General features: G+C 60.4%; 10 protein-coding genes and 3 pseudogenes. 5 read left to right on the top strand and 8 right to left on the bottom strand.

The genetic code is table 11. The features are described 5' to 3' along the window. Positions 1-113: 113 nt before the first annotated feature. From CLG85_RS25790 to CLG85_RS25765, 6 genes and pseudogenes are all read right to left on the bottom strand, one after another. A pseudogene (locus CLG85_RS25790) lies at positions 114-449 on the bottom strand (transposase); the annotation flags it as partial. After that, positions 433-656, bottom strand: a pseudogene (locus tag CLG85_RS25785) (transposase); the annotation flags it as partial. The pseudogenes CLG85_RS25785 and CLG85_RS25790, both read right to left, overlap by 17 nt. 82 nt (positions 657-738) lie before the next feature. After that, on the bottom strand, positions 739-2,103 hold the full coding sequence (locus CLG85_RS25780) for a hypothetical protein (RefSeq protein ID WP_141244424.1): 1,365 nt from the start codon (positions 2,101-2,103) through the stop codon (positions 739-741). Further along, a complete protein-coding gene (locus CLG85_RS25775) occupies positions 2,096-4,033 on the bottom strand; it encodes a site-specific integrase (protein ID WP_141244423.1) in 1,938 nt (645 codons plus the stop codon). Before CLG85_RS25775 ends, CLG85_RS25780 begins: the two co-directional genes overlap by 8 nt. Positions 4,034-4,226: 193 nt before the next feature. Further along, positions 4,227-4,652 (bottom strand): helix-turn-helix domain-containing protein, encoded by a 426-nt coding sequence (locus CLG85_RS25770; RefSeq protein WP_095880690.1) that lies wholly within the window; start codon positions 4,650-4,652, stop codon positions 4,227-4,229. Positions 4,653-5,336: 684 nt separating this feature from the next. Further along, positions 5,337-6,929 (bottom strand): arylsulfatase, encoded by a 1,593-nt coding sequence (locus CLG85_RS25765; RefSeq protein ID WP_095880689.1) that lies wholly within the window; start codon positions 6,927-6,929, stop codon positions 5,337-5,339. 1,680 nt (positions 6,930-8,609) lie between these two features. On the opposite strand from CLG85_RS25765, the gene CLG85_RS25760 reads away from it, so the two are divergent. After that, on the top strand, positions 8,610-10,280 hold the full coding sequence (locus tag CLG85_RS25760) for a hypothetical protein (RefSeq protein ID WP_141244422.1): 1,671 nt from the start codon (positions 8,610-8,612) through the stop codon (positions 10,278-10,280). Between the two features lie 68 nt (positions 10,281-10,348). Here the strand turns inward: CLG85_RS25760 and CLG85_RS25755 are convergent, their stop codons facing one another. Then, positions 10,349-10,576 (bottom strand): helix-turn-helix domain-containing protein, encoded by a 228-nt coding sequence (locus tag CLG85_RS25755; RefSeq protein ID WP_095880687.1) that lies wholly within the window; start codon positions 10,574-10,576, stop codon positions 10,349-10,351. A gap of 82 nt (positions 10,577-10,658) precedes the next feature. Here CLG85_RS25755 and CLG85_RS25750 point away from each other — a divergent pair, with 82 nt between their 5' ends. From CLG85_RS25750 to CLG85_RS25735, 4 genes and pseudogenes are all read left to right on the top strand, one after another. Next, on the top strand, positions 10,659-11,081 hold the full coding sequence (locus CLG85_RS25750; RefSeq protein WP_141244421.1) for a hypothetical protein: 423 nt from the start codon (positions 10,659-10,661) through the stop codon (positions 11,079-11,081). 757 nt (positions 11,082-11,838) lie between these two features. Then, positions 11,839-12,228, top strand: coding sequence for an MbcA/ParS/Xre antitoxin family protein (locus CLG85_RS25745; RefSeq protein WP_095880684.1), 390 nt, complete (start codon positions 11,839-11,841; stop codon positions 12,226-12,228). After that, positions 12,225-12,926, top strand: a complete 702-nt coding sequence (locus CLG85_RS25740) for an RES family NAD+ phosphorylase (protein WP_095880683.1) — start codon at positions 12,225-12,227, stop codon at positions 12,924-12,926. Before CLG85_RS25745 ends, CLG85_RS25740 begins: the two co-directional genes overlap by 4 nt. Before the next feature lie 305 nt (positions 12,927-13,231). Then, positions 13,232-13,573, top strand: a pseudogene (locus tag CLG85_RS25735) (IS21 family transposase); the annotation flags it as partial. Positions 13,574-13,576: 3 nt separating this feature from the next. Here the strand turns inward: CLG85_RS25735 and CLG85_RS25730 are convergent. After that, positions 13,577-13,857, bottom strand: a 281-nt coding sequence (locus CLG85_RS25730; protein WP_260350262.1) for a LysR substrate-binding domain-containing protein, incomplete at its 5' end; no start/stop codon positions are given.

The raw sequence follows: 13,857 nt of genomic DNA, 5'->3' as shown, positions 1-13,857 counted from the left end.
ACCAAACCCTGAACAGAGCTAACCTATAAACGCGGACTTAAAGGGGAGCAGGTCATCCCTTACTTCCCTTTGCCCTGTTCACATCGCCGGCGTCGCTCGATGACCCTTGCCCTTCAGGGTAGGGCTGCCGAAACTCGGAAATCCTCTTTCTTGGTCCCCATAGCCCAGAGCATTCGTGCCATCTTGTTTGCCAGCGCCATCGCGATCAGCATTCGTGGCTTGCGGGCCATCATGCGCTCAAGCCACGATCCGGTTGGTGCGCCATTGTGGACCGCCCATCTGACCACGCCTATGGTACCGATAATCAGCAATCGTCGAATATCTCGTTGTCCCATCCGGCAAGTTTTGCCGAGCTTTGGTTTCCCGCCGGTAGACATCTGCTTGGGCGTGAGGCCCAACCATGCAGCGAAGTCACGCCCGCTTTTGAAGGTCTCGAGCGGCGGCGCGTATCTGCAGCAGGCTGGCCCGGATCAATCGTTCCGGCGCGATGGAGGGGCGGCCCTCACCCGCGTAAAGCCGGTCGAAGTCGGCATCCAGCGAGTGCAGCGCATCGTTGACGACGGCCCTGATCTTGCCAGCGGGTGTCGCGCCGGAACGCGCTCCTCGAGATCGACGTAGCTGAACAGCGAGCCCGTCACCTGATCTGATCCACGCATCCCACACTCCATCGTCATCGTAGTGGCGATGGTAAATCATGTTCCGCGACAGGCGTCGAGGCAGGAGTTTTTCAGCAGCCTGTTAGGCCTTCGATCGCCTTATGGCCTCCAATGTGCCGCGAAGGCTTCGCCAGCTTTCTGCCGCTGCGTCTCCTTCGGCGAGCGCCCGGTACTCCTCGCCCGCTCGAGTGGACCTATGACCAAGATGGCTCTGGATAACACCCGGTGCATTTGCGGGATCATAGCGGCGGATGTAGTCAGCGGAGAGGGTACGCAGGTCATGCAATGGCGCCCCCAATATTTCGCAAACGAGCATGCTCGGCCATGTGTCTGCAGGCGGTGACGGATGATGCGTGAGCCAGTTTTTGCCTCTCAGCTGAGTGTACACCAATTGCGCGAGACGCGCGGGCTTGTCCTGCAACAATAGCCTGTCGAGGACCTGGCAGGTTTCAGGCCACAACTCTCCAGCGCCCGTCTCGTGTCCCGTCTTCATTTGCGTCCAGCGGAGCGACCAAACGTCATTTGCGTCACGCGTCAACTCGTGCCCCAAGCGCCAGTGCGCTACATCGCCGGTACGCGCGGGTTTGTTGGCCATCAGAACCAGAATCGCGGCGGCCTGCAGCACCCGGAATCGCAGTGCGCTGTAGCGCGGAAGGGCATTTGCGTCGCGCTGGCAGTCCGTAACGCGCTGGAGGATGTACCCAAAGCCCCCATTCTCCATCAAGCTGCGAATCCGGGTGACTTTGAACTTTGGGACTCTACGAGCAAGTCGCACATAGTGCTGCTGGGCAGAGCGAATACCTTCCAGTGCCACAGGGTCGCCTCCGCCGTGGCGCATGAGAGACACCAACCCCTGGAGGTAGTTCGCGATCGTGACTGGTCGGATCTCGCGGTCCCCCAACAGCGTTCCGAGCTGAATGCCAAGGAAGTAGCTTGGCACGAGAAAGGCGGGGTCATCCGGCAAATCAAGCGCGGGCAGGAGGTCCGCGCAGCGAGAGATTGATGCAAGATACCTGATCTTCGTTTTCTCCTCAATGCGGGCCTTGGCGAGCCCGGGCCAAAGCTTTCGCCAGTAAGCGGGCCATGGGGCAGGCGCGGTCGAAGGCGGCGCTGCGCTGCGGCAAGGAGTCCGATCAATATGCGCTCCGCGACCTACACGGTAGTATTCCTGCCGCAGTTTACGACCATCAGCGAGCGGTACCATTGGCGCATAGCGATCCAGTGCACGCAGCAGCGACATGAGCGTGCATTCAGACGCTGCCGCGTCTCGAAAGGGCTCGACGCCCGGCGCATCGGGCCGCCGCTGCCGCGCTTGAAGATGCTGAAAAAACCGTCCCAGGACCGCAGCCTGCCCCGGCTTGAGGTTGGCAATATCCGCCAGTATTGCCTCGCGTACGGTGCTGGGCGCATATCGTAGCTGGTGGCTCAGTCGCTCAATCTTAGGCATGGTTACGGCTCCGAATCTTGTCCAGACCCTCTGGATGGGCCACCAGAAGGACCTTCCGAACCTCTGCCGACGCGGCGGCTCCGTCGTCGTAACCGTAGTGTCGTTCCACGGTCGCTACCGTGTCTCCAAGCACAGACGCGGCCTTGGCATAATTGCCCGGTTCCATGGCGAGAATGAGCGTCGCCACGGCATGGCGGGATTGGTGAGGCGTGAGGTCGAGACCTATGATCGCTGTTCCGTCGCGCCATATATCGGCAAATGTCGAGGGAGCAACGCAGCCGATCGGCAGGCGAAGATCAGGCGCTTGCAATCGGGGCTGAGCGGTGCCTGGTATGACGTAGGGGGTGTCGCTGATGCCTCTTAGCTCGAGATATCTCGGCCGTAGATCGTACAGCCATCGCCACAAGATTTGCGCGTCATCCCCTTTGAGATGCACGGCAATTTCGCGATCATTCTTCACCTCGCCGGGACTATAGCGTAGCTCTGCATGCTCCCGTTTGCGTATCCAGGTGATATGGCCCGGGATCTCGCGGGTACCGCGATAGCGCAGACGGATCAGGTTCGCGGTTCTGACGGGGCGAGACATCTGGACAGCGAAAAGGACGGCGGTCGCGTAGAGACGTAGCGCACTTAGTTCACGGTCGACATGTCCGGTTGAGCAAGCGTCAGAAATTTGCTTGTCCGCCTCGTCCGAAATGATTTGTGGCGCGCGCACGAGTTTGGGAACGAGTGGAGCGGATTCCAGCAAAGCCTTGCAAACACGCTTGGCGTCGTCCGTCATGCCTTTGCCAGGGCGCCGGATGTAGTCGTGATGATAGACGCGCATCAGTCGGACTATTGCCTCGAGTTCCTCGCGCTGGAGCCCGTGGCGCGCGAGCGTCTCAAGAGCGGTCAGGCGGTGTGCGAGCGTCTGCGACTTTTCAGGATTTTTCCTGCGTAGCGAAGCTCGGGATCGGGAAATCTGATCAAGACATGCTTGGTCCAGAAGATCGTGTTCATACAGGTCTGCGATGCTTGTCAAAGTCTCACGCCGCTGCCCCTGGGCTTCCGCGGCACGAACGAGCCAAACGATGGCCTGTCGCCAGTTGGCTGTCGCCGCATGCACATTCGCAGGCGGTCGTTTGCGTTTCGTCGCGGCTCGATCCAACTCGCGAAGCACAGTCAGGGCGTCTTCGCCGGCGACGATGCGTGCGCGTGTCGCCTCGACTTTGTCGTTGGGCTGCGCCAGAGCCTTGCGCATCACCCGTTCTGCATCTGATCGGAAGATTCCAGGGAGACTTTCCCATGCGATCCGCTGCCCGAGTATCGGGGCAGGGAGGGGAAGGAGGCTCCTTGGGAGAAGATCAGAAATTTCCCGGGTTTCCGTGTGGTCGGTGATCAGATGATTGAATGTCTTGAGGGCTCGGGAAAATGCCTTACGTTTCTCGCTGGTCAACGTATCTGCGATACGATTGATCTCGCTTGCGGACATGTCTTTGGGTGCAACCTGCGCGCGGGCGCGTAGCATCGCCAGACCACGAGATTTGCCAGTCGCGAACATGGCGCCACGATCAAGAAAGCCCTCGCGTCGCGCGACGAAGTCGACGAGGCGCGTCCACTCTGCCCGTACGTCTTTGATACACGCCTCATCTCGATTTTCGTGGTACCGCTTGAGCAGGGTACGGATTCGAGAGTTGCCGCGATTTCGAGCGCTTTTGAGGTCTCGGGCTTTTGAGACGGTGCCATAGCTTGACCCTGCGATTTGCTCTTCGAAATACCCGAGCGTGGCAGGGATCAACCCAAGATCTTCGTCGCACAGTCCCAATCGAGCAGGGACTTTTAAGACTTCTCGAATGGCGTCCTCTTGTTCGTTGGAGGCCCCGGCCCACGCAAGCAGATCGGCAAAGGTCGGGTCCTCATCGGTGGGGCAGGGGGGCAGAGCAGGCATCACGCGGCACCTCCCGGGACGGAGGGAGCGGGCCATACGAGGATATGTCGCGTCAGCACAGCTTGTGTCGCCGAAACGCCCGGATTTGCACTAACGTCCCCAAACATCACGCCGATTAATGTTCGGGGACCTTTGTGCAAATGACGGCTGGACAGAGCGTGTGTCTGTACGAGGGTGGTCGTGTCGACAAAACCGCTCATGCTAAGCCCTCCGACACGAAGCCGTAGGGCAGGGTGGGATCGTGACGCCGGCGCAGCCACTCCTCGGCGTCCACAGGATTGAAGCGGGTCAGGCCAAAGACGTTCCGCGCCGGCAGTCCGTCCGCGATCCAGCGGTCGACCGTCCGATCGCTGATCGCCAGGCGAGACGCAAGCTCAGCTCTTGTCATCAACGGCAGACGATAGCGCGCCTCGGTCTTTCTTGTCGGTTTCGGGCCGTCTTCGCAGGCCCAGATCTCCGCCCAGGTCATCCGATGGGCGCGGCCAATGCGATAGCTTTGCAGTTTGCCATCCCGGATCCAAATCTGGATTGTACGCGGACGGACTCTGAAATGGTCGGCCGCGGCTGCGGGGTCCAATGTGTGTGCAGTATCGGGGCTGTGGGTGTCGTTAGAATCTCTCATGGGAATGCTCTAAGTAAGTACGGATACAAACCTAGCTCGGCCCGATTAATGCTGAGTTTCGAAGGTCCTTAGGGACGCAGGGTCGGCGCGTGGGAGCGGGGAGGTGGTCGAGGCCCCCCGGAAGCAAAACATGGAGGCGCGCATTTCTGGTGCCGGCATGCTGGGCCTCGGACCGTCTCTGCTCTCGGGGCGACGGCGTTTGGCGGAGCAGGGACAGTGGGTCCATTCATGCTGAGAGAACGTATGAGGCCGCCGATGACAGGGGCGCGCCGGACCATCGATGGTTTTGCCGTGATGTGGTTGCGAAACACCGGAGGTGATTGAGTGGAGCGGGCTAACAAGGATCGCTTCAAATGACCGCAAAGGCTTGCTACCGACCTTCGCTGCGCCTAGCCTCAGCGCCGCCGATGCGGACGGAGGTGCCATTCGCTGCGGGTGCAGCGATGATCGGGAGCAGCGGTAGCTGTGCGCAGATTGCGGACCTAGCTCCGCTGACTTCATTTCCCGAAAGCTGCCGTTCAGGCAGAGTGCGCCGATCGGCTCCACCGAGCCCACGCAAGACATTTATCCAAAGGGAAGTGTTCCGATTTCGCTGATCGGCGATCGTCTCAGCTCAGTGGGATGGCAAGTCTCGCGACGACGGACCGCCAGAGAGCGCCTCCAGCGGTCACGATCTTAGATTTATCAGGGCTTGCCGAGGCCGATGTCCGTGCTGGGATAGTCGGCAAATGTCGCCAGGTGACGCTGCACCCGTTGCAGCGCTTGCGGCAGCCCCCACTCGAACCGGGAGTGACCGGAACTCGCTTGCTCTTTCGGGTCGGTATAGAGGTTGTAGACCCAAGGGCTCATGCCGACATCGGACACCGTGGTCTCGTCGAGGTTCCGCCGCGCGGCATGCTGCAGCATCACCTTGAAGTGGATCTTGTATTCCATCCAGCGGATCGCCATCAGGTTGTTCTCGGAATACATAAAGACCGCGTCGCGCCGGGACTCTCCGTTATCCGCCAACAGGAAGGACGACTGGTCGATACCGTCGATGAATCGCTCGCTGGGGATGGTCTCCGAGACCCCTGCGAGGGCCAGCGATGTGTTGAAGAAATCGGTCAGGTCAAACAATCCGTCGCTTTCGCGACCGGGCGCAATCATTCCCGGCCAGTAGGCGATGCCAGGAACGCGGACGCCGCCTTCCCAGGTTGTCCCTTTGCCCCCGCGCCACGGCTGGAAGCCACCATCTGGAGCGAGATCCTCGTTGGCGCCGTTATCCGAAGTGAGGAAAACGAAGGTGTTCTCAAGCTCGCCCGTCTCTTCAAGAACTCCGATCAGGCGTGCGACGATATCGTCAACCTCAAGGATCGCATCCTTGTATGGAAAACCGGCCGGGCTCTTCCCAGCATAGCCTTCGGCGGGGTAGCTATCATTGTGGACGCGGGCAAAGGAGTGCTCGAGGAAGAATGGGACATCGTCCGCCGCCGCCCGGCGGATGAAATCCTCGGAGAAGTCAGCGAATTTCTGATCGATCTGTCCAAGTTGGTCGATCGATGTGACTTCTTCGGCGACTTCCAGCGGCTGGCCCTTCAGGCCCTTGGTGATCGCGGCCTCGGAGAGCTCCTGAAGCGCGGCGAGCCGTTCCGGGCGCAGCACCAAGTCGGGATAGAGCCGCTCGTCGAGCTGCTGCGACATGTCGCTGATCACAGACAGAATTCCGTAGAACTCGTCGAAACCGGCTTCGTGCGGGCGGGAGCCTTCTGCTTCACCGAGGTGCCATTTGCCCGAGAGAGCCGTACGGTATCCTGCGTCGGAGAGCAGACCAGGAAGGGTTGCCTCGATGCTCCAAGGGTTGGTCGTCGGGTTTTCGCCCGACAGCGTGGGGCGGGTCAGGCCGCTGCGCGTGGGAATGCGCCCGGTGAGGAGCGCGGCGCGTGACGGGGTACAGGTCGGCTGCGAGTAAGTCGACGTGAGGCGGAGCCCTTCCCGCGCCAGAAGGTCCATTTCGGGCGTTGGCGCGCCTACCGCAATGCCGCCGCCATAGGAGCCGGGATCGCCCCAGCCCATGTCATCTACGAGCAGCAGCAGGATGTTCGGCTTCCCACCGGTCTTCTCCGCGAGCGCCGCGAGCTTCTCGGCTGCTTCCGCTTCCTGCTCGGGCCGCGGAATATGAGGTTCGAGATAGGGCTCGGTCTGGACCGTCAGACTAAAAGCATTGCCCACCTCCTGCGCCGCGAGCGGGATGGCCGATAGGGCCAGCACCGAAGCGAGAGATAATACGCGCTGGTGCATGTCGCACCTCCTCGAATCTGAAAAATGAATTCTGTTCTCAAGCCTTTGATAGCACACGAGAGTGACGTATGGTCAACTGAGAGTTGAGATAAGCGGCGCTCACACGGCGCTGGCGCGATCTTGCCGAACCGGAGTTCGAACTCCGCGTGTTGCAAGCGGCAGAAAGTACCCTGCGTGGCCAAATGCGATCCCGTAGGCCACACAAGAGAGTCCGGCTAGTCCGCAACACCACCGCCCTATGCTCTCGGGGTGAAGGTCCGCTTCGTTGCAAAGACAACTCGGGGCGAAGGGCGCGTTTGGGCTGACAGCGGTCGAATGCCGTCGCAGCGAATGCGCGGCCGTGCGAGGGCAAGTTTGGGCTCGGTGCCGTCATTCCCCACGCGCTGCCTGAACGGCAGCTTCAGACGCGTGCCGCCATGCGAACCTTGGAAGGTTCCCCCTCCGGACCGAGAGGGAATCTCTCTGTGACCTCGCCCCAGCTGCCAATGTAGCGTCGGCCTAGGGCAGACACTTTCAGCTCGCTCGATCTTCCTCATCACGGCCCGAAGGCTTGGCTAGCTAGCGCATCTTGCGAATTGTCGGGTGGCGGAGCAGTTTCGCGAGGCCATCGCAGACGGGGGTTATCATCCGTAGATGGCGGTTGCGGATCGGCTCACCAGCAGCGTGGCGGAAGGCGGCGTTTCGGACTGCGCGGATGGTTATCTGGCGTGCGTGCTGAGTCGCGCGCGCGAGCGTCTCTTCGCGGTCATCTGGTAAGCCAAACTCCGGTGCGAAAAGTCGGTTGAATGAGGCGCCGACCACTCGGAGACGACCGACGTCTACGGCAAAAAGATTTGCGACATGCTCAACCGAGCGTGCGTGCTGGATCTCGGTGTAGGGCCACGCTCGAGACGGGGACCGGATCTGGCTGCAGCATGCGCAGCGCTCGTGATCTTTTAGATATACTCGATTGGCGTCGTCCCATGTCGCTGAAGGGTGCGTATATCTCATCCGTCGCTCGTAGTAGCAAATCGCTGCGTCAATCTCGTTGGCTGTCACTACCGTTTGACCTTTCAGGTAGATGGTGGCGAGGTCCTTCTTCAGAGAATAAAGGGGATTAAGGGAGTTCCGGTAAGTCATTGTCCAAATCTTCTGGTTGAGACCTCTCACTTAACGCATCGAGATTACCGAGGAATTAACAGCAGGAAACTCATAGGCAGGCTTCGAGGTCGCAGGTCAGAAGAATGACACGCCGTTGGACTGAGGGGCGCAACTTCCAGACTGGGCGGGAGCTGGCTTTAGGCCGTCAACAAATCCTCGTGTCCCACTTTGTTCGGGATAATAGGGTGGCGAAGCCGAGGGTGACCTCAGGCACCGCCTGAGGACAACATGGCCCGCGGACCGGAGGGCGGAGCCCGAGGGAGCAGCGCCGATCAAGGCAGCCGCAGGCTGACCAAGTGACGTGATCCGATCCAGAAATACTAGAGATCGTCTTTTACGAAGATTTGGAAACCCGGATTTAATCTTGTCATGGCATGTATGTCTTACGCCGACCGCCTATCGGATCGCCTGTATGAGGCCCCGACCAAGTGCGTCCCGAATGGAGACACGAAATAAATGACATTTGACCCTGAGATTTCTAGCAAACAGACTTTTTGCACCTGCGCACCTCCAACCATCACGTTGCCTGAGGTTGCGGACATGAGCCGTCGCAGCCAGAGCAAAGATATCTACCGTGACGGACGGATGACCTCAGACCCTTGGGCGGATTACTTGCATGACATCCGGTTTTGCCGGCCCCCTCAATGGTCTCCAATGGAGCACGTGGACATCCTACATCGGCATGGAAAGAAGGTGAAAAAGACCTTTGTTACCTTTCAGCAAAGGGGGAAGGCGCTTACGAGCACCAGTGGTGTCGCCCGATGGCAGAGAGTCGAGGACGCCAGATATGACCGCAAAGTCGAGGCCGCCCTGGCTACCGGAGAGTGGGAAGCTCTGGGCCCGAGGCATGATGTGACCCAAGGGACCAAGGAGATGTACAACCGTGGTATCCGCATCGATGAGGTGACGGGACTGGAGCCGTTTGCCTTCATCACGGCGCTCGCGGGCGAGCGAGATGTCTACATGTCGATGTCTCGCTACTGGCTCCCACAGCGGAAAAAGAAATTTGTGAAGGAGATTGCGGCTCTCTACGTGGACATCGATCGACCCAAAGAGTCGGCAAAGCACTGGCGGCCCGAAGTTGAACTTGCCAAGGCGCTAAACACGCTCCGCGATGCCAAGAAGCCCTTGCCAAGCTATGCAATGTACTCCGGTCGGGGCATCAATCTCGTCTGGTTACTGCAATCCCCGCTCCCGGTACAAGCTACGGGCAGATGGCAATCCGTCGCTCGTCGCCTTGTTGAACTGCTATCGGTCTACAATGTGGATGTGCCCGCATCGCTCGACGTCTGCCGGACATTCCGGATCTCAGGAACGGTCAACAGCAAGTCCGGAGACACGGTCACGCCGCTCTGGATCCAAGGCGACCCATACGCGCCCTTCAGGCATGATTTTGATGTCCTAAACGATGCCCTCCAGCCTATGGATCGCGAAAGTTACCTTCTCGAACGGCGGATGCGAGAGCGGTCGGCCTGGTCCAAAACGGCTGCAGGGGAGCGGAAGGATATCAGGCGCTCCAAGGATGGACAGCGGCACTCAAGGTCGCAACCAACAGCAAAATTGACGGCGCGTTCCGGACAGCAACGTCTCAGCGCTGATCTGGACTTACTCCGCGAGCATCGCTGGGGAAATGGCGAAATACCCAGCGGGGCAAGGGATAGCTGGCTCTATTGCTATACCGTAGCGCTGGCCTGGACGATGCCTCCACATGCCTTGGAGCGTAGTGTACGGGCGCTTGGCCGAGAGATTGGTTGGAGCGAGACTGAAGCGGTCGCGAATATGTCGAGTGTGCTGGATCGGGCGCGAGAGGCGCAACACCTCCAGGAGCGGCAAGCAGGAGGGGAAGGTATTGGGGATTGCGACAATGTGCATGGGGCCAAGACAAAGCAGGATACGCGGTATCGTCTGAGCGCCGAGGCGGTCATCGAACGGCTTGCGGTATCTGAGCAGGAGATCCGGGAACTCAATTTGCGCTACGTGATTACTCCCGAGATCCGCGCCGAGCGAGAACGTGAACGGATGGCAGCATCGCGCGGGCAGGAGACAACACCGATGTCTCGAGAGGAGCGCAAATTGACGACGCTGCGCAGAGATTGGGAGATCATGGAGATCATTGCCGCCAACGCTTGGTCGGTGCGCAAGGCTGCTGCCGAACTCGGCATGTCGTCCTCCACGATAGGACGGATTGTACGTCGTTTGCGCCCATGTTGAATTCCGTCAGCACTAGGCTTCCTGGTATTCGCGCGGGCCTGGCGGCGTGGTTTCCAGAATACAAGGTCTCAGAGGTCGGTCAGGAGACGAGCTGCGCTGACGTCCAGCGCCTGTGCTATTCGGTAGAGATTGTCGATTGAGATATTCTGTTCGCTGCGCTCGACGGCGCTCAGGTAAGTGCGATTGAGCCCGGCCTCTGCTGCCAAACGCTCTTGTGACCATCCGCGCTCGGCGCGCAGTAGTCTGAGTTGCCTAGCCAGGATGGCGCGAAGAGGGCTGAGCGGGACACGTTTCACCGTAAAGGCTATTACGCGTCGCGCATCTTGACTCTACCTGTTTTAACATACATTCGCACGGCCCGAACATTGGAGATTTGAAGTGAGTAACAAAGACAACACGATGACCGTCGCCGAGGTGGATCGACTGCTCCACGAGGCTAACCGGCACGCTAACATACACGTCTGTGTAGGTCCTTCGCGCGATCAGATGAAACTGGCTTGTTCGATGACCGTGTATCAAGCCGGCTATTTCGACTTCTCGCTCGATGAGTTGCCTTTGGTCGCAAACAACCCAAAGGAGTACGCAGCTAAGAGGTTGGACACGTCCACCGAGGCGCTCGACAAATGGTTTGCGGCTATCCGATACGATGGCCAGCAGTGCACCGCGCAAACCAAGGCCAAACGACGCTGCGGCAACTATGTAGTCTGGGGCATGGGCGCGAAGGGCCTTGAGTACCAGGATTTTGATCCGTCGGCCCCAATCCTTTGCAGAGTACACCAAAAGATTGCTGGGCGTATGTAAAATGCAGAGGATCTACCAACCCGACGCTTGGGTAGTCCTGCGTCTGGTAGTGCGCTATGGGTCCAGTGCCCCGTCAAACGAGTTGCGCGTCCTGGCTGGCTGGCGTGGTGGTTTCCTGACAGCTGATTGCTGGCGCATGAACTCCGGGATCGATGGTGTCGCCTTCGTTGACGGCAGCTATCTCATCACTAGCAAGTCCGGGTCAGTGTATCGGTGCGGGTTGGATGACTACGGCGTGAGTCCGATCATGGTCGATGGGCTGCACACTATCCAATCACAGCCGCAAGTGCTGTCTGCAGATATTGTGGACGATCGCGATTGGGCTGACCCTGGTGCCGTGCAAGTGGCACTAGGGGAGACATCATTCAGTTGATCATGGTCAAAGCGCGACAAAAGAGTTGGCTGGGTTTCCATCGCGCCAAAGGTGACTGGGATTCCGCCGCGTCACAGCATCACCATCGCCTGCCCAGAGTGGGCGCCTCATCTGCCACTGAAGGACGATATCGGTCGAACTAGGCCCATTGAGGATGGCAACACGTGAAACCTCGTCATTCGCAAATTCACGTGTTGCCAGCGCGGCGCCCCACTCCCATGGTGAAGACCTGCGTCCGCGCGATCCTGAAACGCACCGAGCGGTCGAAGCAATTATCACCCTACGAAGACATGGAACGCTGGCATCTCCTGAAGCTGAGTGATCAGTTCATATGGTCTTTACTATAGAGTCATATGGACTATATTCAAGCCGAAGGAGATCGAGATGCACGTCATCGCCAAGACCCGGGAACCCGCGCAGATCACCGCCGTCGCCCTCAAGGCTTACGCGCGCATCGCCGATGCCTGGGCGCTGAGCGTGAGGGAGGCGGCGGGCCTCGCGGACATGTCGGAAAGCACATGGAAACGCGCCCGGAAACCCGATTTCGCCGGCGAGCTGACCAAGGACCAGCTGCTCCGGCTCAGCGCGGTGATCGGCATCTACAAGTCGCTCGAACTCTTTTTCTCCGACCCGCTGGCGCGGAGCTGGTTCACCCGGCCGAACGCCGGTCCGCTCTTCGGCGGCAGCCGGCCGATCGATGCCGCGGTCGAGGGCGGCCTGCCGCAGATCCTCGCCATCCGCACCTATCTCGACGCGCTGCGGGGTGGCGCGTGAAACAGACCGAGATTTCGGATCGCGGTCTTGTTCGCCTCCTTCCCGCCACCTACCACAAGCCGCCCGCGCTGCGCGGCCTCGTGGACAGCGACGACGAAGTCGAGATCCTCGCCGAGATCGAGGGGCTGACCAGCGGCCGCCTCCAGGCCGAGCGGGGCAGGAACCCCCATATCGACCCGCGCGAGCTTGCCTGGCGCCGCCGCAGCCACGACCTGCGCATCTATGGCGAGACCCACGTCAACGCGGCCTTCACCTACACGCGCGCGGGCGGCAACCGCTTCAACTCCGAGGAGCGCGGCGCGTGGTACTGCGCCTGGGACGTCATGGTCTCGGTCAGCGAGGTAGCGTGGCACCGGACGCGCGAGCTCGGCTATACCGGCAGCTTCGAGGACAGCGCCCGCTACGTCGAAATGCTGGCGGATTTCATCGGCGCCTTCGATGACATCACCGATGATCCGGGCCATCCGGCGCTGCACCCCGATCCGGCGATCGGATACCCCGAGGGCCAGACCCTTGCCCAGCACCTGCGGCGCGAAGGCGCGCGGGGGCTGATCTACCCTTCGGTCCGCGCGCCGAAGCCGGGGGGCAACTGCCTCGTTTGCTTCGAGCCCCGCGCCATCCAGAACGTCCGCCCGGGCGCGTCCTGGGACCTCGTCTGGGAGGGCACGCCCGACTATTCCGTCATCTCGGTGGCCTGACCTTCCATCGGTCCCAATCCCGTTGCTTGCCCATCGCGAGATCCAAGATTGGGTGTGGGAAAGTGGATTTTAGGACACTCGCACAGATTGGCGCTTATGCGAATCCGAGGCGGGTAGGGTGGTTGCCTGAGCATCATCCTCGGCTCAACAAACCGACCCGCGGGCTTGCTCCTCGCAGTAGCTATCGACCGCCTCGCTGCGGCGCGACAAATAGGATGAGGTCACACGCCGCTGCGCAAATTCTTCGGTCTTCGATCGCGGCCGACCCGGTAGGCTGGGGGTATTCATGATGGAGACCCACCCTTGTGCCGAGGCGCCATGTAACCGATCATCAAGCGAGGGTTTTTATGAAGCTGAGACGAGACCACCCGATTGATGTCGCCGCCACAGGAGCCGGCATGAGCCGCGCGACGGGCTATCGCACTTCCGAAGACCCCACCCTGCGTTCGCAAAAGAAAGGGCCGCGCGGCCGTCGCAGACCCGATCCGCTCGAGGCGATCTTTGACAGCGGAGTGGTTCCGCTGTTTAGGACTGCCCCGGGCCTCCGGCCTGTCGCCATCTTTGAAGAGCTGTTGCGCCGGCACCCCGAGCTGCCACCCGGCATCCGGCGCACGTTGGAGCGGCGGATCCGTTCATGGCGTGCTCTGGCATTACCGCAAGGACGTCACCTTCGTATCCCGACACTGGCTGGTGACAAGAAGGTCGGCGAAGGCACTGACCTTGGGCAGCCGGAAGCGCGTCGGTGGGTAGACGATGTAGACACCGCCGTCCTTCGGTCGCCAGTCGGGAAGTAGCCGCACCAGCCGCCCGTCAGCCAGCGCCGGGGCGACCAGAAACTCCGGCAGGATCGAACAGCCCAGCCCGGCGAGAACCCCAGTCAGCACTGCCGGGGTGGTGGTCATGGTGACCACCGGATCGAAGCGCACCCGCA

The organism is Alloyangia mangrovi (assembly GCF_002300555.2).
Lineage (GTDB): Bacteria > Pseudomonadota > Alphaproteobacteria > Rhodobacterales > Rhodobacteraceae > Salipiger > Salipiger mangrovi.
This window is presented reverse-complemented; position numbering and strand designations above follow the sequence as displayed.